Below are 23531 nucleotides of genomic sequence, written 5' to 3'. Positions count from 1 at the left end.
TTTCCTTCATTTAAGCCAATTTCCCCATTCATTATTCATGCATAATCAAAAAATATCACCAGCCGTATATGATGTCTCAGCCCTTATATCATGGGCAATTCAGACAGAGTTCCCCATTCAGATTTTGGCTAGCTATTCACATCGAGGGTTGTCACAGAATCTCAGTATGTTAGGGTGTAAACAGGTAATAAACTTCACCAGGTACGATATCGATATAATTAAAGACAGGAAATCATTTATTGCATGGCAATTAAATTAGAAATTAAGAATCTCTATAAGATATTTGGCGAGCACCCGCAACGCGCGTTCAAATATATTGAAAAAGGACTTAGCAAAGAGCAAATACTGGAAAAAACGGGGCTATCGCTTGGCGTTAAAGACGCCAGTCTGGCCATTGAAGAAGGCGAGATATTCGTCATCATGGGACTTTCCGGTTCAGGGAAATCCACCATGGTTCGCCTTCTCAATCGCCTGATTGAACCCACCCGCGGACAGGTGCTGATTGACGGCGTCGATATCGCCAAAATCTCAGATGCCGAGCTTCGCGAGGTGCGCAGGAAAAAGATTGCGATGGTGTTCCAGTCATTCGCCCTGATGCCGCATATGAACGTGTTGAATAACACCGCGTTCGGTATGGAACTGGCCGGCGTTTCCGCCGAAGAGCGCCAGCAGAAAGCACTGGATGCGCTACGTCAGGTGGGGCTGGAAAATTACGCTCACGCCTATCCCGACGAACTTTCCGGCGGGATGCGCCAGCGCGTCGGCTTAGCCCGCGCATTAGCGATCAATCCCGATATTCTGCTAATGGATGAGGCCTTCTCAGCGCTTGATCCGTTAATTCGTACCGAAATGCAGGATGAGCTCACCAAATTACAGGCGAAGCATCAACGTACCATCGTTTTTATTTCCCACGACCTCGATGAAGCTATGCGTATTGGCGATCGTATTGCCATTATGCAAAATGGCGAAGTGGTGCAAATTGGCACCCCTGACGAAATTCTGAATAACCCGGCGAATGATTACGTTCGTACTTTCTTCCGCGGCGTGGATATTAGCCAGGTATTTAGCGCTAAAGATATTGCCCGCCGTAGCCCGGTTGGCCTGATTCGTAAAACCCCCGGTTTCGGCCCGCGTTCGGCGCTGAAATTATTGCAGGATGAAGACCGCGAATATGGTTACGTCATTGAACGCGGTAATAAGTTTGTCGGCATTGTCTCCATCGACTCCCTGAAAAGCGCGCTGAGCGAAAATCAGGGGCTCGATGCGGCGTTAATTGACTCCCCGCAGGCGGTGGAGGCACAAACGCCGCTCAGCGACCTGCTCTCCCACGTCGGCCAGGCGCCCTGCGCCGTCCCGGTGGTGGATGAAGGGCACCAGTATCTCGGCATTATTTCAAAACGCATGCTGCTACAGGCTTTAGATCGCGAGGGGGCAAACAATGGCTGATCAATCAAACCCATGGGATACCGCTGCGCCAGCGGATAACGCAGCGCAGTCCGCCGACTCCTGGGGCAATCCAACACCCGCGCCCGCTGATGGCGGCGGCGCCGACTGGCTTAACAGCGCGCCTGCGCCGCAGCCAGAACATTTCAATATTATGGATCCGTTCCATAAAACGCTGATTCCGCTCGATAGCTGGGTCACCCACGCCATCGACTGGATCGTGCTGCACTTCCGTCCGCTGTTCCAGGGGATCCGCGTGCCGGTGGATTATATTCTCAGCGCCTTCCAGCAGTTGTTGCTGGGAATGCCGGCGCCGGTGGCGATTATTCTCTTCGCGCTGATCGCCTGGCAGATCTCCAGCGTCGGCATGGGCATAGCCACTCTGGTCTCGCTGGTAGCCATCGGCGCTATCGGCGCATGGTCGCAGGCGATGGTCACCCTGGCGCTGGTGCTTACCGCGCTGCTGTTCTGCATGATAATCGGCCTGCCGCTGGGGATCTGGCTGGCGCGTAGCCCGCGGGCGGCGAAAATCATCCGCCCGTTACTCGATGCGATGCAGACCACGCCGGCGTTCGTCTACCTGGTGCCGATCGTCATGCTGTTCGGTATCGGCAACGTTCCGGGCGTGGTGGTGACCATTATCTTCGCCCTGCCGCCAATTGTCCGCCTGACGATCCTTGGGATTAACCAGGTGCCGGCAGACCTCATTGAGGCTTCACGCTCCTTCGGCGCCAGCCCGCGCCAGCTGCTGTTCAAAGTCCAGCTGCCGCTGGCGATGCCGACCATCATGGCCGGCGTCAACCAGACGCTGATGCTGGCCCTGTCGATGGTCGTTATTGCCTCGATGATCGCCGTCGGCGGCCTCGGTCAAATGGTGCTGCGCGGTATTGGCCGCCTGGATATGGGGCTGGCGAGCGTCGGCGGGGTCGGGATCGTTATCCTCGCGATAATCCTTGACCGCCTGACGCAGGCCGTCGGCCGCGATTCCCGCAGCCGCGGTAACCGCCGCTGGTACACCACCGGACCTCTGGGGCTGATTACCCGCCCTTTCTGTAAATAAGAGAAGGAATAACGATGCGACATACTACACTCCTTGCCACAGCGTTTACCGCCCTCGTCACGACCAGCGCGTTTGCTGCCGAGCTGCCGGGTAAAGGCATCACCGTGAAACCGGCGCAGAGTACCATTTCAGAAGAAACTTTCCAGACGCTGCTGGTCAGCCGCGCGCTGGAAAAACTGGGCTATACCGTCGAAAAGCCGAGCGAAGTCGACTATAACGTCGCCTATACCTCCATCGCCTCTGGCGATGCCACCTTTATTGCCACCAACTGGCAACCGCTGCACGATGATATGTACGCGGCGGCGGGCGGCGATAAAAAATTCTACCGTGAAGGAACCTTCGTCACCGGCGCGGCGCAGGGCTATCTGATCGACAAGAAAACCGCCGAGCAGTACCACATTAAGTCCATCGACCAGTTGAAAGATCCGAAGATCGCCAAACTGTTTGATACCAACGGCGATGGCAAAGCCGATCTCACCGGCTGTACCCCCGGCTGGGGCTGCGAAGCGGTCATCAACCATCAGATTGATGCCTATGGGTTGAACAATAAAGTGGTCCATAACCAGGGCAACTACGCAGCGATGATGGCCGATACCATCGCCCGTTATAAAGAAGGCAAACCGGTTCTTTATTATACCTGGACGCCGTACTGGGTCAGCGACGTGCTGAAACCGGGTAAAGATGTGGTCTGGCTGCAGGTGCCGTTCTCCTCTCTGCCGGGAGAACAGAAAGATATCGACACCAAGCTGCCGAACGGCGTCAACTATGGCTTCCCGGTGAACACCATGCACATCGTCGCCAACAAAGCCTGGGCTGAGAAGAACCCGGCGGCGGCGAAGCTGTTTAGCCTGATGAAGCTGCCGATTGCCGATATCAACGCCGAAAACGCGATGATGCATGCCGGCCATGCCTCAGAAGCCGACATCAACGGCCACGTTGATGGTTGGATTAAAGCCCACCAGCAGCTGTTCGACGGCTGGGTGAAAGAAGCGCTGGCGGCGCAAAAGTAATTTCTCCCCTCTCCCCACGGCGTTTACCGTCGTGGGGACCGCCCTTCCCCAGAACCAATACGAAACAGATATGCCTAAAAAGGGATTTTCTGATTTCCCATTTTAGCGATTGTGAAGCCGTCACGCCGTCTGCTAAGGTGAACAAATCTTTCCAGGCGTAATTTTCACCAGCGTTATCAATAAGTCACCGATATGGAAACGCCTGCTCCCCGACGTCAGCGCCATTGGCTACCAACACGGGTAGGTTGCGCCGCGTTCAGGTTGAGCTTACAGGCGACGAACAGCATTATTATCCCTACGCAACTCAGCGCTTTAGCCTATGGTTTGGCATGGAAAATCGGCGACTCGCCGGAGATTTTAAGTATTAATAGTGACCGATAATTCATTTGCTTTATTTGTCACAATAGTTATTATATCGGCTGTAATTAATGAGGTTATACCCAAATGGATAGTTCGTTTACTCCCATTGAGCAGATGCTCAAATTCCGCGCCAGCCGCCATGAAGATTTCCCTTTCCAGGAGATTCTCCTCACCCGTCTCTGTATGCACATGCAGGGTAAGCTGCTGGAAAACCGTAACAAAATGCTGAAAGCGCAAGGGATTAACGAGACATTATTTATGGCGCTGATAACGCTTGAGTCTCAGGAAAATCACAGCATTCAACCTTCCGAGCTGAGCTGCGCGCTGGGTTCGTCACGCACTAATGCCACCCGCATTGCCGACGAACTGGAAAAACGCGGCTGGATCGAGCGCCGTGAAAGCGACAACGATCGTCGCTGCCTGCATCTGCAGCTAACCGACAAAGGTCATCAATTCTTGCGCGAGGTATTACCTCCGCAGCACAACTGCCTGCACCAGCTGTGGTCTTCTTTGAGCACTGCGGAAAAAGACCAGCTGGAGCACATCACCCGCAAACTGCTTGGCCGCCTCGACCAAATGGAAGAAGACGGCGCGCTGGCGGGATCCCTGCGCTAAGCACGGAGCCGCACAACATTTTGAGTTGCAAGGAACACGGTCAGGCCAGCAGATCTTCTGCTGGCCTTTCTGGTAAACAGGTCGGCTCAGCCGATGTGAAATAATAAGAATGTAAAATTGTGGAGAATCAGATGAGCGAAAATGCGGCGAGCCAAACTCCGCAGCAATCAGGCAGCAAGAAAGGGAAACGCAAAGGCGCCCTTCTGCTCCTGACCTTGCTCTTTGTTATTGTGGCCGTAGCCTACGGCATTTATTGGTTTTTAGTCCTGCGTCATTATGAAGAGACCGATGACGCTTATGTGGCAGGGAACCAGGTACAGATCATGGCGCAGGTTTCTGGTAGCGTCACCAAGGTCTGGGCCGACAACACCGACTTTGTGCAACAAGGCGATCCGCTGGTTACTCTCGACCAGACCGACGCCCAACAGGCGTTTGAAAAAGCCAAAACCCAGCTGGCGGCAAGCGTGCGTCAGACTCGCCAGCAGATGATCAACAGCAAGCAGCTGCAGGCGAATATTGACGTCAAAAAAACCGCCCTCGCCCAGGCGCAGGCAGACCTTAATCGCCGCATCCCGCTGGGCGCCGCGAACCTGATTGGTCGCGAAGAGCTGCAGCACGCTCGTGACACCGTCGCCAGCGCCCAGGCCGAACTCGACGTCGCTATTCAGCAGTACAACGCCAACCAGGCGATCGTACTGGGCACCAAACTGGAACAGCAGCCTGCGGTGCTGCAGGCGGCGACCGAAGTCCGCAACGCCTGGCTGGCGCTGCAGCGTACGCAAATCGTCAGCCCGATTAGCGGCTACGTTTCCCGCCGCTCGGTGCAGCCTGGCGCGCAGATTGGCACCACTACCCCGCTGATGGCGGTGGTTCCGGCCACCAACCTGTGGGTTGACGCCAACTTTAAAGAGACCCAGCTTGCCCATATGCGTATCGGCCAGCCGGCGACCATCGTCAGCGATATCTACGGCGATGACGTGAAGTACACCGGTAAAGTGGTCGGCCTGGATATGGGTACCGGCAGCGCCTTCTCCCTGCTGCCGGCACAAAACGCCACCGGTAACTGGATCAAAGTCGTCCAGCGTCTGCCGGTTCGTATCGAGATAGATGCTAAACAGCTGGCGCAACATCCGCTGCGCATCGGCCTGTCGACGCTGGTTGAAGTAGACACCAGCAATCGCGAAGGCGAGATGCTGGCAAGCCAGGTACGTAGCTCGCCGGTCTATGAAAGTAATGCCCGTGAAATCGGCCTTGAGCCGGTAAATAAACTGATCGACGGTATCATCCAGGCCAACGCCGGATAATTCGGGGTGAGCGTAATGCAACAGCAAAAACCGCTCGAAGGCGCGCAACTGGTCATCATGACCATTGCGCTGTCGCTGGCGACTTTCATGCAGGTGCTGGACTCCACTATCGCCAACGTGGCTATTCCTACCATTGCCGGTAACCTTGGCTCGTCGCTGAGTCAGGGAACCTGGGTCATCACCTCGTTTGGGGTGGCGAATGCTATCTCCATCCCGATTACCGGCTGGCTGGCGAAGCGCGTCGGCGAAGTGAAACTCTTCGTCTGGTCGACGGTGGCATTCGCCATCGCCTCCTGGGCCTGCGGGGTGTCGAATAGCCTGACGATGCTGATTTTCTTCCGCGTGATTCAGGGGATCGTCGCCGGTCCGCTGATCCCGCTATCGCAGAGTCTGCTACTCAGCAACTACCCGCCAGCGAAGCGCTCAATCGCGCTGGCGCTGTGGTCGATGACGGTCATCGTCGCGCCGATTTGCGGCCCAATTCTCGGCGGCTATATCAGCGATAACTACCACTGGGGCTGGATCTTCTTCATCAACGTGCCGATTGGCGTGGCGGTGGTTCTCATGACGCTGCAAACCCTGCGCGGCCGCGAAACCCGCACCGAACAGCGGCGTATCGACGGCGTCGGGCTGGCGCTGCTGATTATCGGGATCGGCAGCCTGCAGGTTATGCTCGACCGCGGTAAAGAGCTCGACTGGTTCGCTTCCAACGAGATTATCATCCTGACCATCGTGGCGGTGGTGGCGATAAGTTTCCTTATCGTCTGGGAGCTGACCGACGATAACCCGATAGTCGACCTGTCGCTGTTTAAGTCGCGTAACTTTACCATCGGCTGTTTGTGTATCAGCCTGGCCTATATGCTCTACTTCGGCGCCATTGTATTACTGCCGCAGCTTTTGCAGGAGGTATACGGCTACACCGCCACCTGGGCCGGTTTGGCTTCGGCGCCGGTCGGGGTGATCCCGGTCATTCTGTCGCCGATTATCGGCCGCTTTGCTCATAAGCTCGATATGCGGCGGCTGGTGACCTTCAGCTTTATTATGTATGCGGTGTGCTTCTACTGGCGCGCGTGGACCTTTGAACCGGGAATGGACTTCGGCGCATCGGCCTGGCCGCAGTTTATCCAGGGTTTTGCGGTGGCCTGTTTCTTCATGCCGCTGACCACCATCACTCTCTCTGGCCTCCCGCCGGAGCGGCTGGCGGCGGCGTCGAGCTTGTCGAACTTTACCCGAACCCTTGCCGGCTCCATCGGTACCTCAATTACCACCACCATGTGGACCAACCGCGAGGCGCTGCACCATGCGCAGCTCACCGAGTCGGTGACGCCGTTCAACCCCAACGCCCAGCAGATGTACGATCAACTACAGGGCATGGGAATGACCCAGCAGCAGGCTTCCGGCTGGATTGCCCAGCAGATAACCAACCAGGGGTTGATTATCTCCGCCAACGAAATCTTCTGGGTCTCGGCGGGGATCTTTATCCTGCTGCTAAGCCTGGTCTGGTTCGCCAGGCCGCCGTTCAGCGCCGGCGGCGGTGGCGGAGGCGCGCACTAAGTATCAACAAAAGGGACCTACGGGTCCCTTTTTTATTGCCGCGACCTTGTCCATTTCGCGCTAGCTTCTGTCTATTTCGCTAAAGCCGCCGATGGGTTATGTCATGCAGGATAAAGCTCCGACTACAGGAGAACACCATGCTGACCAATCCTTGCGAAAAATACAGCCCTTATCCGCCTATCGCCCTGCCCGATCGTCGCTGGCCCGAGCGGCAAATCACTACCGCGCCGCGCTGGCTTTCCACCGATTTGCGCGACGGCAACCAGGCGCTGGCCGAACCAATGGACGCCGCGCGTAAGCTGCAGTTCTGGGATCTGTTGCTGGAGTGCGGTTTTAAAGAAATAGAGGTCGCCTTCCCCTCCGCCTCGCAAACCGATTTCAACTTTGTGCGCCAGCTGATTGAGGAGCAGCGCATCCCTGAAGATGTCACCATTCAGGTACTGACTCAGGCGCGGGAAGAACTCATAGCACGAACCTTTGAAGCGCTGCGCGGCGCCCGGCAGGCGACCATCCATCTCTACAATGCCACCGCGCCGCTGTTTCGCGAGCTGGTTTTCGGCATGGAAAAGGCCGAAGTGATCGAGCTCGCCACCCGCGCCACCCGGCTTATTCGTCAGCATTGCGAGCAGCAGCCGGACACCCGTTGGCAATATGAATATTCACCGGAAACCTTCTGTTTTACCGAGCCGGAATTCGCCCTTGAAATCTGCGAAGCGGTGGCGGAAATCTGGCAGCCCTGTGGCGAACGGCCAATGATTATTAATCTCCCGGCAACGGTCGAAGTCAACACGCCGAACGTCTACGCCGATCGGATTGAATATTTTTGCCGCCACTTCTCGCGCCGCCAGGATGTGTGTATCAGCGTGCATCCGCATAACGATCGCGGTACCGGCGTTGCCAGCGCCGAACTGGCGGTGATGGCCGGCGCCGATCGCGTTGAAGGCTGTCTGTTCGGCAATGGCGAGCGTACCGGCAACGTCTGTCTGGTCACGCTGGCGATGAATCTCTATAGCCAGGGCGTGGATCCGCAGTTGCGCTTTACGCAGATGAATCGGGTAGTGGAGATCGTCGAGAACTGCAACCAGCTCCCGGTACATCCACGGCATCCCTGGGCAGGCAGTCTGGCCTACACCGCCTTTTCCGGTTCGCATCAGGATGCCATTAAAAAAGGGTTTGATGCCCGTAAGCCGGGAGATCGCTGGCAAATGCCGTATTTACCTATCGATCCACAGGATATCGGCTGCAGCTATGAAGCGGTGATCCGCGTTAACAGCCAGTCAGGTAAAAGCGGCAGCGCATGGCTGATTGAGCAGAACCACGGTCTTAAGCTGCCGCGGGCGTTGCAGCAGGACTTCAGCCAGTACGTTCAGCAAGAAACGGATAGCCATGGTAAAGAAATGACCCATAACGCGTTATGGCAGCTGTTTCGCAGCCGTTACGGCCTGCTGGCGCAGCCGACGCTGGCGTTACTCGACTATCAGAGCGACAGCCAGCAGGATGGCGAACTGACGTTACAGGCTGCGCTGCGGATGAATGGCGAAACCCGCCGCTTGAACGGACGCGGGAACGGTTTGTTATCCGCCGCCGCCAACGGCCTGAGCGCACTGTTAAAACGTCATTTCGTTATCAAGGATTACCACGAGCATACCCTTGGGGCGCGCAGCGACAGCCGCTCCGTTGCCTATATTCGCTGCGTCTTTGCCAATGGCGAAAGTCGATGGGGCGTAGGCATTGATAATGACGTTGCCCGCGCCTCGTTACAGGCGTTGTGTAATGCCGTTCACGCCAGGGATTAATCCAACGAGCGAAAATAGTCGCTGGGCGCGGTCCCCATGACCCGGCGGAACATGGCGCTAAAAGCGCTGTGGCTGCCGTAACCCAGATCCAGCGCTACCCGTAGTACCGACTGCCCCTGCGCCAGGCGAACCAGCGCCTCCATCAGCTTCGCCCGGCGCACCCATTCGCTCCAGGTCAGGCTGGTCTGCTGTTGAAAATGACGGTTCAGCGTACGCTCGCTCATTCCGCCTACTTGCGCCGCCTCTCGACTGCCCCACGGCTCACCGGGCGCTTCGCGCACCCGCTGGCATAACCGACGCAGGCTATCGCTATGCGGTTCCGGCAAACCGAAAGGTAATACCGACATCCCGCGAATTTCATCCAGCATCAGCTCATAGATACGTTCATCGCGGGTGCCGGGGAAATAGCGCTCTTCCAGCGCCAGCGACGCGACGATAAGCTCACGCAGCAGCGGTGAGATCTGCACGATCTGGCAGGTAGAGGGCAGATCGGCACGGGCCAGCGGATCGATAAATAGCGTCCGCGCGGCCACATTGCCGGTTATACGTAACGCGTGCGGCGTATGTGCCGGCAGCCAGACGCCGCGCCCCGGCGGTACGACCCAGAACCCGACCGGCGTTTCCACCCGAACCACGCCGCTGAGAATATGCAATAACTGAGCGCAGTCGTGGCTATGCATCGGTTCGCTATCGCCGTGGGCATAATCATGGGCAAATGGCACCAGCGCGCGGTGCAGGAAGGAAAAGGAGAGCGTTGTCGACATGATAAGCGGAGAGCGGCCCGACGCGATGGCCGGGCCGACGCATGCGCACTAGATGTGCAGTTCTTGCAGTTTTTCTTTCGGCAGCGCCAGCTCATCGTTGCTGTTGATGCGAACATCACGCTCAATGATGTGGCGGGCGATATCCTGCGCTTCCTCCAGCGAGTGCATGGTGTAGGTTCCGCACTGGTAGACGTTCAGCTCAGGGATCTGATTCTGATCTTTGACTTTCAGCACGTCAGCCATCGCCGCTTTCCAGGCATCGGCCACGCGTTGCTCTTCCGGCGTACCAATCAGGCTCATGTAGAAACCGGTACGGCAGCCCATCGGAGAAATGTCGATAATTTCCACGCCATTACCGTTCAGGTGATCGCGCATGAAACCAGCAAACAGGTGCTCCAGTGTATGAATACCGCGCTCCGGCATCACTTCCTGGTTCGGTACGCAGAATCGCAGATCGAAAACGGTGATTTGATCGCCGTGCGGCGTGTTCATTTTCTTCGCGACGCGCACCGCAGGCGCTTCCATTCGGGTATGGTCGACTGTGAAACTATCTAACAACGGCATTCTTCACCTCCGATAGTGATTTTTTTTAAAATAAAATGAACTCTTCGTTCAACAGCGAGTCTGAGTATATGAAAGACGCGCATTTATTATCATCATCATCCCTGAATCAGAGATGAAAGTTTGGCCACAGTGATGTGGCCTTTTTCTTTTGTAGCGCTTTTTACTACGCGTGTCGTGCTAAAAGTGCCTCGAACGGCTCGCTATCTTCCGCTTCCACTTTCTTCTGTCGCGCGACCGACGCATCACGTTCGGCGATAAAATCTTCTTCGCTTAAAATTTCCAGCGGTTCATCGCGCAGCATCGTACGATACTCATCAGCCAGCTTACGCCCGGTACCGCCAATCCCTTCTTCAATCATAGAACGCAGAATGCGCGCTGAGAACGTTAATTCCGGATCGTCAAAGCACGCCAGCAGCTCATCGCACACTTGTTGATAGGCCTCGCCGCCGTGGATGCTGTCCAGCGTTTGCGCCACGCGACGTAAATCACGGAACAGATCTTTACCCACCTGCGCCAGCGGGAACTGCGCGCTTTCACAGCCAATCCCCAACGTCAGGCCCGGTTTACGGCCCTCAAGAATCACCCGGTTCCAGTTAGTGCGGGTACACAGCAGTTCGCTGCTGCTCATCTCCGGCGCATCGGCCAGCACGCACCAGACCATAAACAGATCGAGGAAGCGCACCTGCTGCTCATCCACGCCGATCGGCGAGAACGGGTTGATATCCAGCGAACGCACTTCGATGTACTCGATGCCGCCGCGCAGCAGCGCATCGGACGGCGTTTCACCGCTACGGGTCACCCGTTTCGGGCGAATCGGCGCGTACAGCTCGTTTTCAATCTGCAGAATATTGCTGTTGATCTGCAGATGTTTACCGTCTTTCTCAAGCCCGATTTTAGCGTACTCTTCCGATGGCGTTTTAATCGCCCGCTTCAATCCTGCCACATACTCGTGCAGATCGTTAAACGTAATTCCGAGATTGCTTTGCGACTTATTGGTATAACCGAGGTCGCTAAGACGCAGAGAAGTGGCGTATGGCAGGTAATACATGCCGTTTCCGGCCTTCTCAAACGGCAGAGTCGTCGGTTTGCCTTGCAGGAACGAGGAGCAAATCGCCGGCGACGCGCCGAACAGGTACGGGATCACCCAACCGAAACGGTAGTAGTTACGAATCGAGCGGAAATAACCAGCCGAGATCGCCTCTTTGCCGCTTTCGGCGTCTTCCACGCCGCACTTGGCCTGCCAGAACGCCATCGGCAGCGAAAAGTTATAGTGCACGCCAGAAATGGTTTGCATCAGCGCGCCGTAGCGATTTTTCAGCCCTTCGCGATACAACGTCTTCAGCCGACCAACGTTAGAGGTACCGTACTGCGCCAGTTCAATTTCCTGGCCCGGCGCGATATAGCACGGCATGCTCAGCGGCCACATCCGCTCGTCGCCAAGCTGGCGGGCGGTGTAGCGATGCACATCGCGCAGGAAAGTCAGCATATGATCGACATCGCCATCCACTGGGGTAATAAACTCCAGCAGGGCTTCGGCAAAATCAGTGGTAATCCATTTATGGGTCAGCGCCGAACCTAAAGCTAAAGGATGGCCGGTAGTGGCCAATGTGCCGTCGGCGTTAACGCGCAGCGTTTCGCGCTCAAGCCCACGTTTAATGCCTTGCAGCGCCTGCGGATTTTTTTCCAGCCAGGCCAGCGCCTGTGATACATCCGGGATCAATTTGACCTCCCGCCTGTCGAAATCGTTTGAATTAGCATAATTGTAATGGTTGAACAATCAGTCCAATTAGTGCCACCACGTCATGCCCTGAAGGGTTGCCGCCGCAATGACGATATAACGCAACGCCTTACCAAGGCATAAAAAAAAGAGCACTGGTCCCCAGGAAATGCGCATCCATCCCGCCAGTAAACACAGCAAATCGCCTATAACAGGCGCCCAGCTCAATAATAATGTCACCGCGCCATAGCGTTTAAGCCAGCCGGTTGCCCTCTCCTGCCAGCGCGATTGCTTGCGCAGCGGGAACAGGCGCCCCAGAATAACGTTAGTTACCCCTCCAAGGCTATTGCCGATTGTTGCTATTAATACCAGCAGCCACGGTTGACTTGCCCCCGTAAGAAGCATAGCAACCAGCACCACTTCCGAGTTGCCGGGCAGTAAAGTGGCGCTTAAAAAGCTGCTGGCAAAGAGCGACAGGAGCGACAGCGCGTCGCTCACAACAGACGCACATCCACAGCATCCATACCCGCGCGCTTCGCCGCTTCGAGACCGAAGTCGGCATCTTCAAAGACTACGCAGGTTTCCGGCGCGACGCCCATGCGCTCCGCGCACAGCAGGAAGGTATCGGGCGCGGGTTTATGCTGCGTCACGTGATCGGCAGCCACCACCGCGGAGAAATAGTGACGCAGGCCAAGATGCGCCAGTAGCGCTTCGGCGACAGCGCTTTCGCTACCGGTGCCGACCGACATAGGTCGACGCCCATGCCACTCTTTTACCACGTCTATCAGCGGTAACGGGCGTACGCTATCCAATAGCATCGCTTTGACGGCGACGGTTTTTTCCTGCGCCAGACGATGCGGATCTAAATCAGCCTGATTCAGCTCGATAATCGCCTGGGCAATACGCCAGGTTGGAGAACCGTTGAGCGCGACCACGGCCTGCTCATCAAAACGCATACCGTAACGGCCCAGTACTTCACGCCATGCCTTACGATGCGTCGGCTCGGTATCGAGGATGGTGCCATCCATATCGAAAATCAGTCCTGCGTAACGTTGGTACATCGTGTTCTCACAAACCGGATAAGGAAACGTTACTGTATCGCAAAAGGCGGGTTTTGTCGCGGGGGAGCCAGAGACAGCAAAGGCGCCTGCAGGCGCCTTAATCAACTCAGAATAGCGAAAACCGTATTATTTGATTCTCAGGTCGTTCTCAACCACGCGCACGCCCTGCACGCGACGGGTGACCTCTACCGCCCGTTTAGCGCTCTCAGCCGACGATACGAAACCGCTCAGCTGTACGCGGCCTTTAAAGGTCTGCACGCTAATTTCTGAGGATTTGATATCTTTTTCGTTAAACAGCGCGCTTTTTACCTTGGTAGTTACCACGGTATCGTCAATATAACCGCCGGTGCTTTCTTTGGTGGACGATCCGGCACAGCCTGCCAGAGATACGGCGACCAGAAGCGTTGCGCAAAAGGCAGGTATTGCTTTGAACCATTTCATTGATTTCTCTCCTTGCATTCATCACACCCGGTTCAGGTAGATCTACAGGGATAAATTATAGTGGAAAGAGCGACTTGCCAATAAGAAATGTGTTGATTATCGAGGAGATAAAATGCGTCGTACTGATGGGATGAAAATTGGAGAGTTTTATTGAAGAGAAGATGGTGCATCCGGGAGGATTCGAACCTCCGACCGCTCGGTTCGTAGCCGAGTACTCTATCCAGCTGAGCTACGGATGCATCGGAAAAGCTATTTAACTGCGAGGTTATTCTGTTGCAAATCTCGTGGCGAGAATATGGTGCATCCGGGAGGATGACTCGGCTGCGCCTCGCCCTTCGGGCCGCTGCTTACGCAACGTTATCCTCCCTGGTGCTGGCGATAATTTCGCAGACCATTAAACAACATCGTCGCTGTTGCTAAGGAGAATATGGTGCATCCGGGAGGATTCGAACCTCCGACCGCTCGGTTCGTAGCCGAGTACTCTATCCAGCTGAGCTACGGATGCATCGGAATAACTAGTTTACTACAGAATTCATCTGAATAATTCAGAATCAGGCAAGAATGGTGCATCCGGGAGGATGACTCGTCTACGCCTCGCCCTACGGGCCGTTGCTTACGCAACGTTATCCTCCCTGGTGCTGGCGATAATTTCGCAGACCATGTAACAACGATATTGCTGTTACTAAGGAGAATATGGTGCATCCGGGAGGATTCGAACCTCCGACCGCTCGGTTCGTAGCCGAGTACTCTATCCAGCTGAGCTACGGATGCATCGGGAAACTTGCTTTACTACGCGTCAGTGTCACAACTAACACATGCCACACTGAGTATGATGGAGTAATCGGTAGAGTGACTCGATTACGCCTCGCACTGCGGGCCGCTGCTTTCACAGCGTTCTTCTTTCTGTTTACAGAGAGAAGATGGTGCATCCGGGAGGATTCGAACCTCCGACCGCTCGGTTCGTAGCCGAGTACTCTATCCAGCTGAGCTACGGATGCAAAATGGCGGTGAGGCGGGGATTCGAACCCCGGATGCAGCTTTTGACCGCATACTCCCTTAGCAGGGGAGCGCCTTCAGCCTCTCGGCCACCTCACCACACAACACGCCTCTTGCGAGTGCTTCGAAGAACTTGTTTCTGCTCTTCGTCGCTGCGATGGCGCACATATTACTTTCTGAGACTTATAAGTCAAACAATTTTTCGAGAGCTTTTTCCGTTTGCACACTTCACGCGCAATTAGCCTGCAAAAACGGCAAAAAGAGTATTTTATCAACAGGAAATAGCCCTTTACGGCCACTCAAAAGCGACAACGAAAAATGACGCACGGCGAATAAAAACAAAAGAGAGGATGTCGCGAGAGAAGAAAAAGGAGAAGAAAAGAGAAAAACGACCGCCGGAGGGATGCGCCTCACAATAAAGCGAGGCGCGGAAAGCTTAGTAACTGGACTGCTGGGATTTTTCAGCCTGGATACGCTGGTAGATTTCTTCACGATGTACAGAGACTTCTTTAGGGGCGTTGACACCAATACGTACCTGGTTACCCTTAACCCCTAAAACTGTCACAGTGACCTCATCTCCAATCATGAGGGTCTCACCAACTCGACGAGTCAGAATCAGCATTCTTTGCTCCTTGAAAGATTAAAAGAGTCGGGTCTCTCGCATCCCGGCATTATCCATCATATAACGCCAAAAAGTAAGCGATGACAAACACCTCGCGGTGTAAGCAGTCACGGCATCACATTCTGTTAAACCTAAGTTTAGCCGATCTACACAACTTCAACCCGACTTTATCGTTATCAGTACTTATGACGCAAGATGCCGCTCCCATCAGGTTACGGCATCTATACCCGTCATACTTCAAGTTGCATGTATGTTGGCTTTCCTCACTCACCCCAGTCACTTACTTAAGTAAGCTCCAGGGGATTCGCTGCGTCGCCGCCTTCCTGCAACTCGAATTATTTAGGGTAAATGCGTTTATAGTTATTACAGTTTTGCGCTGACCCAGCCTTTCACACTGGCTAACGCAGCAGGGAGAGCAGACGCATCGGTACCGCCGGCTTGCGCCATATCCGGACGACCGCCCCCTTTACCGCCCACCTGCTGGGCGACCATACCAACCAGCTCCCCTGCTTTCACGCGGTCTGTCACATCCTTAGACACACCTGCAATCAGAGAAACCTTACCATCCGCTACCGTAGCTAATACAACGACCGTCGAACCGAGCTGGTTTTTCAGATCATCAACCATGGTACGCAGCATTTTCGGCTCAACGCCGGCCAGTTCACTGACCAGCAGCTTAACACCGTTAATTTCTTCCGCTTTACTGGAGAGATTAGCGCTCTCCTGCGCCGCAGCCTGCTCTTTCAGCTGCTGCAGCTCTTTTTCCAACTGACGGGTACGCTCAAGCGTCGCGCGAACTTTATCGCCGATGCTGTGGCTATCGCCCTTCAGCAGTTGGGCGATATCGCTGAGCTGATCGCTCTGCGCATGCAGGCTGGCAATTGCCCCTTCGCCGGTCACCGCTTCAATACGGCGCACGCCTGCGGCGGTACCGGATTCAGAGGTAATACGGAACAGGCCGATATCACCGGTACGCGCTGCGTGAGTACCGCCGCACAGCTCGGTGGAGAAATCACCCATCCGCAGTACGCGAACGCGATCGTCGTATTTCTCGCCGAACAGCGCCATGGCGCCGGATTCACGCGCGGCATCGATATCCATGATATTGGTTTCGATAGCCAGGTTACGGCGGATCTGGGCGTTCACCAGATCTTCCACCGCTCTAATTTCTTCCGGCTTCATCGCTTCAAAATGCGAGAAGTCAAAACGTAGCGCTTTATCGTTAACCAGAGAGCCTTTCTGCGCCACGTGGGTACCGAGAACCTGGCGCAGCGCCGCGTGCATCAGGTGCGTCGCGGAGTGGTTGAGACGAATACGCTGACGGCGAGCCTGATCGACATCGGCCTGCACCGCGTCACCCACTTTCAGGGAGCCGCTGGCGACTTTACCGATATGACCAATAGCCTGGCCGTACTTCTGCGTATCGCTGACCGTGAAGGAGAAGCCAGCGCCTTTCAGTTCGCCTTTATCGCCTACCTGACCGCCGGATTCCGCGTAGAACGGCGTCTGGTCAAGGACGACTACAGCATCCTGACCCGCGCTGACGCTATCAACCGCTTTGCCGTCGATGAACAGCGCAGTAACTTTGCCGTTCAGCTCCAGATGATCGTAGCCTTTAAATTCCGATGCGCCGTCAACGCGAATCATCGCGTTATAGTCAGCGCCGAAACCGCTGGACTCACGCGCGCGGCGGCGCTGCTCTTCCATCGCGGCTTCAAAGCCTGCTTCGTCAACCTTGATGTTGCGCTCGCGGCAGACATCCGCCGTCAGGTCAACCGGGAAGCCATAGGTGTCATACAGACGGAAGGCGGTTTCGCCGTCCAGCGTGTCGCCTTTAAGCTTCGACAGTTCCTCGTCCAGCAGCGCCAGCCCGCGCTCCAGTGTGCGCGCAAACTGCTCTTCTTCGGTTTTCAGCACCTGCTCTACCAGAGCCTGCTGCTGTTTCAGTTCTTCGCCGGCGGCGCCCATCACGTCGATAAGCGGAGCAACCAGTTTCCAGAAGAAGGTATCCTTCGCGCCCAGCATGTTACCGTGGCGAATCGCGCGGCGAATGATACGACGCAGCACGTAGCCGCGGTTTTCATTCGACGGGATCACGCCATCAGCAATCAGGAATGCGCAAGAACGAATGTGGTCGGCGATAACGCGCAGCGACTTGTTAGTGAGATCGGTCGCGCCGGTGACTTTCGCCACGCTCGCAATCAGGTTGCGGAACAGGTCGATGTCATAGTTGGAGTTAACGTGCTGCAGAACAGCGGCAATACGCTCCAGCCCCATACCGGTATCAACGGAAGGCTTCGGCAGCGGCTCCATGGTACCGTCAGCCTGACGGTTGAACTGCATGAAGACGATGTTCCAGATCTCAATGTAACGGTCGCCATCTTCTTCCGGGCTTCCCGGAGGGCCGCCCCAGATGTGATCGCCATGATCAAAGAAGATTTCGGTGCACGGACCGCACGGACCGGTATCGCCCATCTGCCAGAAGTTATCAGAAGCAAACGGCGCGCCTTTGTTGTCACCGATGCGGATAATACGCTCACGCGGAACGCCCACTTCATTGGCCCAGATGTCGAAAGCTTCGTCATCGGTCTCGTAAACGGTAACCCACAGTTTTTCTTTTGGCAGGGCGAACCAGTTCTCACCGGTCAGCAGTTCCCATGCGTATTTGATGGCATCCTGCTTGAAGTAATCGCCGAAGCTGAAGTTGCCCAGCATTTCGAAGAAGGTGTGGTGACGCGCGGTGTAACCGACGTTTTCCAGATCGTTGTGTTTACCGCCCGCACGCACGCAACGCTGCGCGGTGGTCGCGCGCGAATAATTACGTTTGTCGAGACCAAGGAAGACATCCTTGAACTGGTTCATCCCGGCGTTGGTAAACAGCAGGGTCGGATCGTTGTGCGGCACCAGGGAGCTGCTGGCAACTACCTGATGTCCCTTACTATGGAAAAAGTCGAGAAACGCCTGACGGATCTCAGCGGTGCTCTTGCTCATAATTATCCTGAAATCAAGCTACACTTCATCCTTCAAGTCGCCTCTGACCTGGCGGAACGTCCTCTCCCGGTAGTGAACTCACGTACGCCCCAGAAGCTGTTCTCTCTTGCCGCCGTGATGCAGCTTGAATGATTTTGTGTATAAGGAATAATCGCCCTGGACGCTGATTATGCAATCACAAGCAGCGGCCCGACGGAATAAAGTGGGAATAAGATAAGTTTTCTTTAGAGGGAAGTAAAATCCCCGATGGGTCAATCTGCAAAATTTCGCCAGATTTCCTGGATATCTTCCATCAGATAGCCGCGGTACAGCAAAAATCGCTGGATTTTAACTTTTTCAGTAAAGGCGGAAGGTAACGGTTCGCCGTATTTACGCTGCGCCTGCTCTTTGGCCAGCGCCGCCCAGTCGATTTCACACTCGCGCATCGCGCTTTCGATGTCGCTGCGGCCAATGCCCTTTTGATTCAACTCCTGGCGGATACGTGCCGGCCCATAGCCCTTGCGGCTCCGGCTGGCGATAAACTGGCGAACAAAACGCTGGTCATCAAGATAGCGGTTTTCCAGGCACCAGCCGACAACCTGTTCGAGCTCTTCCGGCGTAATGTCCAGCTTTTCAGGGCCGTTTTTACTCATTACCGGCGCCGCCAGCTTACGCCGCAGCTCCTGTTCGCTATGATCGCGCATCGCCAGAATACGAATTGCGCGATCCAACAGACGCGCATAGCCGGAGCGGCGTGGTGAAGTCTCAGTCACAGGCACCTCGATAATCTAAGAAAAGCAAAAGGGCCGCATCAGCAGCCCTTTGTCACTCTTTTAGACGATATCAGAAATCTTGTTCGGTTTCTTCTGCGTCGTTGCCGTCAACCGCGAAGTCCGGCGTGGAGTCCTGGTTGTTGAGCAGCAGTTCGCGAACTTTCTTCTCAATTTCTTTCGCCGCCGCCGGGTTATCTTTCAGCCAGGAGATAGCGTTCGCTTTACCCTGACCGATTTTGTCGCCGTTGTAGCTATACCAGGCGCCCGCTTTTTCAATCAGCTTCTCTTTCACGCCGAGGTCAACCAGCTCGCCGAAGAAGTTGATGCCTTCACCGTAGAGGATCTGGAATTCAGCCTGTTTGAACGGCGCGGCGATTTTGTTTTTCACCACTTTCACGCGGGTTTCGCTGCCGACAACGTTGTCGCCCTCTTTCACCGCGCCGATGCGGCGAATGTCCAGACGCACGGAAGCGTAGAACTTCAGCGCGTTACCACCGGTGGTGGTTTCCGGGTTACCGAACATCACGCCGATTTTCATACGGATCTGGTTGATGAAGATCAGCAGCGTGTTGGACTGCTTCAGGTTACCAGCCAGTTTACGCATCGCCTGGCTCATCATACGCGCCGCGAGGCCCATGTGAGAGTCGCCGATTTCGCCTTCGATTTCCGCCTTCGGCGTCAGCGCCGCCACGGAGTCGACGACGATAACGTCTACCGCGCCGGAACGCGCCAGCGCGTCACAGATTTCCAGCGCCTGCTCGCCGGTATCCGGCTGGGAGCACAGCAGGTTGTCGATATCAACGCCCAGCTTGCGGGCATATACCGGATCCAGCGCGTGTTCGGCATCGATGAACGCACAGGTTTTGCCTTCACGCTGCGCTGCGGCGATAACTTGCAGCGTCAGGGTAGTTTTACCCGATGATTCCGGCCCGTAGATCTCAACGATACGGCCCATTGGCAGACCGCCTGCGCCGAGCGCGATATCCAGAGAAAGCGAACCGGTGGAGATGGTTTCCACGTCCATGGAACGGTCTTCACCCAGGCGCATGATGGAGCCTTTACCGAATTGCTTTTCGATCTGGCCCAGTGCTGCCGCCAACGCTTTCTGTTTGTTTTCGTCGATCGCCATTGTTACTCCTGTCATGCGAGGTGAAGCGCGTTCGCTTCGCCGTTAATATTTGTTCAGTTGAGGCAATTATACTGTATGGTCATACAGTATCAAGTATTTTGTAGAAATTGTTGCCAGAGCAGATTTAACGCATAGGCCGTCGCCTGACGACGCACCGCTTCGCGGTCTCCGGCAAAGCATTCGCGGCGGGTCACGCCCTGCCCGTTCGCACAGGCGACGCCGAACCACACGGTGCCGACGGGCTTCTCCGCGCTGCCGCCGTCCGGGCCGGCGACACCGCTGACCGATACCGCATAGGTGGCGCGCGCCGCGCGTAGCGCGCCAATCGCCATCTCGACAACCACCGGTTCGCTCACCGCGCCGTTATCCAGTAACGTCACTTCGCTCACGCCAATCATCTGCGATTTGGCTTCGTTGCTATAGGTCACGAAACCGCGCTCAAACCACGCTGAGCTACCGGCAATATCGGTCAGCGCTTTGGCTATCCAGCCGCCGGTGCAGGACTCCGCGGTGGTCACCGTCGCGCCCTGCGCTTTCAGCGCCAGCCCAACCTGTTCGCTTAGCTGCATTAATTCTGAATCGGTCATTTTTGCCCCGCTTAAGCCAGATAAAGAGGCCATCAAAGATAGCACTTTCGGCAGAGATATGGGGACGAGCTGGTGATTTTACGAGGGGGGATCTAAAAATGGGCCGTCCCGCTGCAACCGGGACGACCAGACAACCTGTTACTTCATACTATTGGCGATGAGCTCGACGTTATGGCGCAGCATTTTAACGTAGCTATCGGCCACGCCGCCCGGCTTAGACAGCGCTTCCGGATAGAGTTCGCCGCCCGGTTGCGCCCCCGTTGCGCCAGCGATTTGCTGCACCAGACGCGGGTCAAGCTGGTTCTCCATAAACCAGGTATGTACGCCATCGACTTTGATTTGCTTAATCAACGCCGCCACCTGCGCCGCGCTGGCTTCGCTCTCGGATGAGAGCCCCTGCGGCGCAAGGAACGTCACGTTGTAAGCGCGGCCAAAATAGCCGAAAGCATCATGGCTGGTCAGCACTTTACGCTTCGCCTGCGGGATGGCGCTAAACTGCGCCTTCGCCCAGCCGTCAATTGCCGTCAGCTGCTCGATATAACGCTTACCGCTGCTCTGGAGCGCCGCTTTATCCTGCGGGTCGGCTTTCACCAGGCCATCAAGGATATTCTGCGCGTACAACGCGCCATTAGCGGCGCTATTCCAGGCGTGCGGATCGGTCACCGTTTTACCGTCTTCATCAAGGGTATGCGTCTTAACCCCTTTTGAAGCCACCACTAATTCGCCCTTAAAACCGGACGCTTTCACCAGCCGATCCAGCCACCCTTCCAGGCCAAGCCCGTTGACCACCACCACGTCGGCTTTGCTGAGCAGCGCGCTATCCTTCGGTGAGGGTTCAAAGGTGTGCGGATCGCCATCCGGCCCTACCAGCGTATCGACATGAACATGCTCGCCTCCGACCTGCTGCACCATATCGCCCAACACCGAAAAACTGCTTACCACGTTCAGCGTTTTTGCCATCGCCCCCTGCGCCATCAGCCCCACGGCTAACGCCATCACCACTGCACTTCGTTTCATCATTTCCTTACCCCATCAATTTGCGCCAGCCAACGACCAGCCGGCTGCGCGTGCCAAAAAACACTGAAATAAAAAACAGTACGCTGGCGGTCAGCACGATGGCGGGCCCGGCGGGTAAATTCACTGCCCACGAAAGGCTCAATCCCATCCAGGCGCAAAACGCGCCGATCGCCGCCGCCAGCAACAAAATGCCCGGCAGCGTTCGTGCCCAGCAGCGCGCCGCTACCGCGGGCAACATCATCAGCCCTACCGCCATTAGCGTGCCGAGCACCTGAAACCCCGCCACCAGGTTCAGTACCAATAGCGCGAGAAACAGGCCGTGCAGCAGCGCCGGTAGCCGCCGCGCGTTGACCTGTAGCCAGGCGCTATCGAATGCCTCGCTGACCAGCCCGCGATAAAACAGCGCAATGCACAGCAGCGTCAGGCTCGCCACGCCGGTGACAAAGAACGCCGCGTCGCTATCCACCGCCAGAATCGAACCGAACAGCAGGTGCAGCAGATCAACGCTGGAGCCGCGCAGCGAGACCAGCGTGACGCCAAGCGCCAGCGAGCCGAGGTAAAACCCGGCAAAACTGGCGTCCTCTTTCAGCGGCGTTCGCCGGCTGACCCAGCCTGCCACCAGCGCCACCGCGATCCCGGCGATAAATCCGCCAACGCTCATCGCCAGCAGCGACATGCCGTTAAGGAGATAACCCGCCGCCACCCCCGGCAGAATGGCGTGCGACAGCGCATCGCCCATCAGGCTCATCCGTCGCAGCAGCAATAGCACGCCTAACATGGTGGTGCTCAGCGACAGCGCGAAGCACACCACCAGCGCCCGGCGCATAAAGCCAAATTCAATAAAAGGTTGAAAAAAGGTATGCCAGATCATGCCTGCCTCGCGGTGTTGAAGGCAGGAAGCACACTTGACGTCTCGCCCCAGCGCGCGTGCTGGGGTTCAAGCAGCAGCGTCTCGGGAAAGAAATCGGCCACGCACTGGTTATCGTGCAGCACCGCCAGTATCGTTTGCCCCTCGCGATGCATATCGACGATAAGCGCCATCAGCTCGCGGCTGGTGGCCTCATCGACGCCGGTAAACGGCTCGTCCAACATCACCAGCGGCGCCTGTTGCACCATCACCCTGGCAAAGAGCATGCGCTGGAACTGGCCGCCCGAGAGTTCTTCAATCGGCGTATTGGCCAGCGCGCTGAGCCCCACCCGCTCGAGCGCCGCCTTGATGCGCTGACGCTCGCCGCCGCCCAGACCGCGCAGCAGCGAGACTCGCGGCCATGCCCCCTGGCTGACGACATCGCGCACCAGCAGCGGAAACTGTGATTCCAGGGCATGGCGCTGCGCCAGCCAGCCGACCACTGGCCGCCCTTTGCGCCAGTTCAGCCGGCCGCTAACCGGTGGAATAAATCCAGCCAGCGTTTTCAGCAGCGTCGATTTACCACAGCCATTAAGCCCGACAATCGCCATCAGGCTTCCCGCCGCAATCACGCCGCTTAGCGCCGGAGTGATTGCCATGCCTTCATACCCGGCAACCAGGTGATCCAGCTCAATCATGGCAGCGCCACCGCCCACCATGTGGCCAGCCATAACGCCGCCAGCAGTCCGCAGGCGATTGCCACGCGCGCCGCGCCGGATGCCATAAAAACCGATGTGAACATATTCCCGCCCCAATAAAATGTTATAACATAACAATATGTGATTCAGAAAAGAATGTAAATCTGCGTCAGCGAGAGGAAATGTAACAAAGGTCAACAAGA

Annotated in this window: 21 protein-coding genes, 5 tRNA genes and 1 pseudogene; 8 read left to right on the top strand and 19 right to left on the bottom strand. The window is 56.1% G+C overall.

The window, feature by feature from the left end; all coding sequences use genetic code 11:
• The first annotated feature begins 243 nt into the window (after window positions 1-243).
• From proV to leuA, 8 genes and pseudogenes are all read left to right on the top strand, one after another.
• Window positions 244-1446, top strand: a complete 1203-nt coding sequence (proV, locus tag PGR29_RS15960) for a glycine betaine/L-proline ABC transporter ATP-binding protein ProV (protein WP_260841906.1) — start codon at window positions 244-246, stop codon at window positions 1444-1446.
• Complete coding sequence (proW, locus tag PGR29_RS15955; RefSeq protein WP_316424843.1) at window positions 1439-2503, top strand: glycine betaine/L-proline ABC transporter permease ProW; 1065 nt, start codon at window positions 1439-1441, stop codon at window positions 2501-2503. The genes proV and proW overlap by 8 nt, the downstream gene beginning before the upstream one ends.
• A gap of 14 nt (window positions 2504-2517) precedes the next feature.
• Entirely contained in the window at window positions 2518-3513 is a 996-nt protein-coding gene (gene proX / locus PGR29_RS15950) for a glycine betaine/L-proline ABC transporter substrate-binding protein ProX (RefSeq protein ID WP_087858681.1), read from the top strand.
• A 225-nt stretch (window positions 3514-3738) separates the two neighbouring features.
• Window positions 3739-3894, top strand: a pseudogene (locus PGR29_RS24940) (hypothetical protein); the annotation flags it as partial.
• 63 nt (window positions 3895-3957) lie between these two features.
• Window positions 3958-4488 (top strand): transcriptional repressor MprA, encoded by a 531-nt coding sequence (mprA, locus tag PGR29_RS15945; protein ID WP_015370069.1) that lies wholly within the window; start codon window positions 3958-3960, stop codon window positions 4486-4488.
• 131 nt (window positions 4489-4619) lie between these two features.
• The gene (gene emrA, locus PGR29_RS15940; RefSeq protein WP_015370068.1) at window positions 4620-5792 is read left to right on the top strand and encodes a multidrug efflux MFS transporter periplasmic adaptor subunit EmrA; all 1173 of its coding nucleotides are present in this window, start codon (window positions 4620-4622) and stop codon (window positions 5790-5792) included.
• A gap of 15 nt (window positions 5793-5807) precedes the next feature.
• The gene (gene emrB / locus PGR29_RS15935; RefSeq protein WP_045395214.1) at window positions 5808-7346 is read left to right on the top strand and encodes a multidrug efflux MFS transporter permease subunit EmrB; all 1539 of its coding nucleotides are present in this window, start codon (window positions 5808-5810) and stop codon (window positions 7344-7346) included.
• Window positions 7347-7483: 137 nt separating this feature from the next.
• Entirely contained in the window at window positions 7484-9142 is a 1659-nt protein-coding gene (leuA, locus tag PGR29_RS15930) for a 2-isopropylmalate synthase (RefSeq protein WP_316424840.1), read from the top strand.
• Here leuA and PGR29_RS15925 read toward each other — a convergent pair.
• The 19 genes from PGR29_RS15925 to PGR29_RS15835 all read right to left on the bottom strand — a co-directional run bounded on the left by PGR29_RS15925 (window position 9139) and on the right by PGR29_RS15835 (window position 23361).
• Window positions 9139-9906: an AraC family transcriptional regulator gene (locus PGR29_RS15925; RefSeq protein ID WP_316424838.1), complete on the bottom strand. Its 768-nt coding sequence runs from the start codon at window positions 9904-9906 to the stop codon at window positions 9139-9141. The genes leuA and PGR29_RS15925 overlap by 4 nt on opposite strands.
• 48 nt (window positions 9907-9954) lie before the next feature.
• A complete protein-coding gene (gene luxS / locus PGR29_RS15920) occupies window positions 9955-10470 on the bottom strand; it encodes an S-ribosylhomocysteine lyase (protein ID WP_015370064.1) in 516 nt (171 codons plus the stop codon).
• A 163-nt stretch (window positions 10471-10633) separates the two neighbouring features.
• On the bottom strand, window positions 10634-12190 hold the full coding sequence (gene gshA, locus PGR29_RS15915; RefSeq protein WP_316424836.1) for a glutamate--cysteine ligase: 1557 nt from the start codon (window positions 12188-12190) through the stop codon (window positions 10634-10636).
• 66 nt (window positions 12191-12256) lie between these two features.
• Window positions 12257-12685: a YqaA family protein gene (locus PGR29_RS15910; RefSeq protein WP_047044328.1), complete on the bottom strand. Its 429-nt coding sequence runs from the start codon at window positions 12683-12685 to the stop codon at window positions 12257-12259.
• Window positions 12682-13248, bottom strand: a complete 567-nt coding sequence (yqaB, locus tag PGR29_RS15905) for a fructose-1-phosphate/6-phosphogluconate phosphatase (RefSeq protein WP_045395223.1) — start codon at window positions 13246-13248, stop codon at window positions 12682-12684. The genes PGR29_RS15910 and yqaB overlap by 4 nt, the downstream gene beginning before the upstream one ends.
• Before the next feature lie 126 nt (window positions 13249-13374).
• Window positions 13375-13689 carry a BON domain-containing protein gene (locus PGR29_RS15900; protein ID WP_015370060.1) on the bottom strand — a complete coding sequence of 105 codons (315 nt, stop codon included), beginning with the start codon at window positions 13687-13689 and terminating at the stop codon, window positions 13375-13377.
• Between the two features lie 162 nt (window positions 13690-13851).
• A tRNA-Arg gene (locus PGR29_RS15895) sits at window positions 13852-13928 on the bottom strand.
• A gap of 189 nt (window positions 13929-14117) precedes the next feature.
• A tRNA-Arg gene (locus tag PGR29_RS15890) sits at window positions 14118-14194 on the bottom strand.
• 189 nt (window positions 14195-14383) lie between these two features.
• A tRNA-Arg gene (locus tag PGR29_RS15885) sits at window positions 14384-14460 on the bottom strand.
• A gap of 150 nt (window positions 14461-14610) precedes the next feature.
• Window positions 14611-14687: transfer RNA gene (locus tag PGR29_RS15880), tRNA-Arg, on the bottom strand.
• Window positions 14688-14691: 4 nt separating this feature from the next.
• Window positions 14692-14784, bottom strand: a tRNA-Ser gene (locus PGR29_RS15875).
• Window positions 14785-15121: 337 nt separating this feature from the next.
• A complete protein-coding gene (gene csrA / locus PGR29_RS15870) occupies window positions 15122-15307 on the bottom strand; it encodes a carbon storage regulator CsrA (RefSeq protein ID WP_000906486.1) in 186 nt (61 codons plus the stop codon).
• 363 nt (window positions 15308-15670) lie between these two features.
• Entirely contained in the window at window positions 15671-18298 is a 2628-nt protein-coding gene (gene alaS, locus PGR29_RS15865) for an alanine--tRNA ligase (protein ID WP_087859290.1), read from the bottom strand.
• 251 nt (window positions 18299-18549) lie between these two features.
• A complete protein-coding gene (recX, locus tag PGR29_RS15860; protein ID WP_015370056.1) occupies window positions 18550-19050 on the bottom strand; it encodes a recombination regulator RecX in 501 nt (166 codons plus the stop codon).
• A gap of 70 nt (window positions 19051-19120) precedes the next feature.
• Window positions 19121-20179 (bottom strand): recombinase RecA, encoded by a 1059-nt coding sequence (gene recA / locus PGR29_RS15855; RefSeq protein ID WP_015370055.1) that lies wholly within the window; start codon window positions 20177-20179, stop codon window positions 19121-19123.
• Between the two features lie 89 nt (window positions 20180-20268).
• A complete protein-coding gene (pncC, locus tag PGR29_RS15850) occupies window positions 20269-20766 on the bottom strand; it encodes a nicotinamide-nucleotide amidase (protein ID WP_087859292.1) in 498 nt (165 codons plus the stop codon).
• 138 nt (window positions 20767-20904) lie between these two features.
• On the bottom strand, window positions 20905-21783 hold the full coding sequence (locus PGR29_RS15845; protein WP_316424919.1) for a metal ABC transporter substrate-binding protein: 879 nt from the start codon (window positions 21781-21783) through the stop codon (window positions 20905-20907).
• Between the two features lie 7 nt (window positions 21784-21790).
• Entirely contained in the window at window positions 21791-22654 is an 864-nt protein-coding gene (locus PGR29_RS15840; protein WP_015370052.1) for a metal ABC transporter permease, read from the bottom strand.
• Entirely contained in the window at window positions 22651-23361 is a 711-nt protein-coding gene (locus PGR29_RS15835) for a metal ABC transporter ATP-binding protein (RefSeq protein WP_213317205.1), read from the bottom strand. The genes PGR29_RS15840 and PGR29_RS15835 overlap by 4 nt, the downstream gene beginning before the upstream one ends.
• Between the last annotated feature and the right edge of the window lie 170 nt (window positions 23362-23531).

The sequence above is a fragment of the Klebsiella sp. 141203 genome (genome assembly GCF_032601985.1).
GTDB lineage: Bacteria > Pseudomonadota > Gammaproteobacteria > Enterobacterales > Enterobacteriaceae > Klebsiella > Klebsiella aerogenes.
Note: the sequence above shows the minus strand (reverse complement) of the source record. Positions and strands in the feature narration are given on the sequence as shown.

Bases quoted from the DNA above. Each gene is read 5' to 3' on its own strand.
- proV (WP_260841906.1), top strand. From the start codon at position 244: ATGGCAATTAAATTAGAAATTAAGAATCTCTATAAGATATTTGGCGAG.
- proW (WP_316424843.1), top strand. From the start codon at position 1,439: ATGGCTGATCAATCAAACCCATGGGATACCGCTGCGCCAGCGGATAAC.
- proX (WP_087858681.1), top strand. From the start codon at position 2,518: ATGCGACATACTACACTCCTTGCCACAGCGTTTACCGCCCTCGTCACG.
- mprA (WP_015370069.1), top strand. From the start codon at position 3,958: ATGGATAGTTCGTTTACTCCCATTGAGCAGATGCTCAAATTCCGCGCC.
- emrA (WP_015370068.1), top strand. From the start codon at position 4,620: ATGAGCGAAAATGCGGCGAGCCAAACTCCGCAGCAATCAGGCAGCAAG.
- emrB (WP_045395214.1), top strand. From the start codon at position 5,808: ATGCAACAGCAAAAACCGCTCGAAGGCGCGCAACTGGTCATCATGACC.
- leuA (WP_316424840.1), top strand. From the start codon at position 7,484: ATGCTGACCAATCCTTGCGAAAAATACAGCCCTTATCCGCCTATCGCC.
- PGR29_RS15925 (WP_316424838.1), bottom strand. From the start codon at position 9,906: ATGTCGACAACGCTCTCCTTTTCCTTCCTGCACCGCGCGCTGGTGCCA.
- luxS (WP_015370064.1), bottom strand. From the start codon at position 10,470: ATGCCGTTGTTAGATAGTTTCACAGTCGACCATACCCGAATGGAAGCG.
- yqaB (WP_045395223.1), bottom strand. From the start codon at position 13,248: ATGTACCAACGTTACGCAGGACTGATTTTCGATATGGATGGCACCATC.
- PGR29_RS15900 (WP_015370060.1), bottom strand. From the start codon at position 13,689: ATGAAATGGTTCAAAGCAATACCTGCCTTTTGCGCAACGCTTCTGGTC.
- csrA (WP_000906486.1), bottom strand. From the start codon at position 15,307: ATGCTGATTCTGACTCGTCGAGTTGGTGAGACCCTCATGATTGGAGAT.
- alaS (WP_087859290.1), bottom strand. From the start codon at position 18,298: ATGAGCAAGAGCACCGCTGAGATCCGTCAGGCGTTTCTCGACTTTTTC.
- recA (WP_015370055.1), bottom strand. From the start codon at position 20,179: ATGGCGATCGACGAAAACAAACAGAAAGCGTTGGCGGCAGCACTGGGC.
- pncC (WP_087859292.1), bottom strand. From the start codon at position 20,766: ATGACCGATTCAGAATTAATGCAGCTAAGCGAACAGGTTGGGCTGGCG.
- PGR29_RS15845 (WP_316424919.1), bottom strand. From the start codon at position 21,783: ATGAAACGAAGTGCAGTGGTGATGGCGTTAGCCGTGGGGCTGATGGCG.
- PGR29_RS15840 (WP_015370052.1), bottom strand. From the start codon at position 22,654: ATGATCTGGCATACCTTTTTTCAACCTTTTATTGAATTTGGCTTTATG.
- PGR29_RS15835 (WP_213317205.1), bottom strand. From the start codon at position 23,361: ATGGCTGGCCACATGGTGGGCGGTGGCGCTGCCATGATTGAGCTGGAT.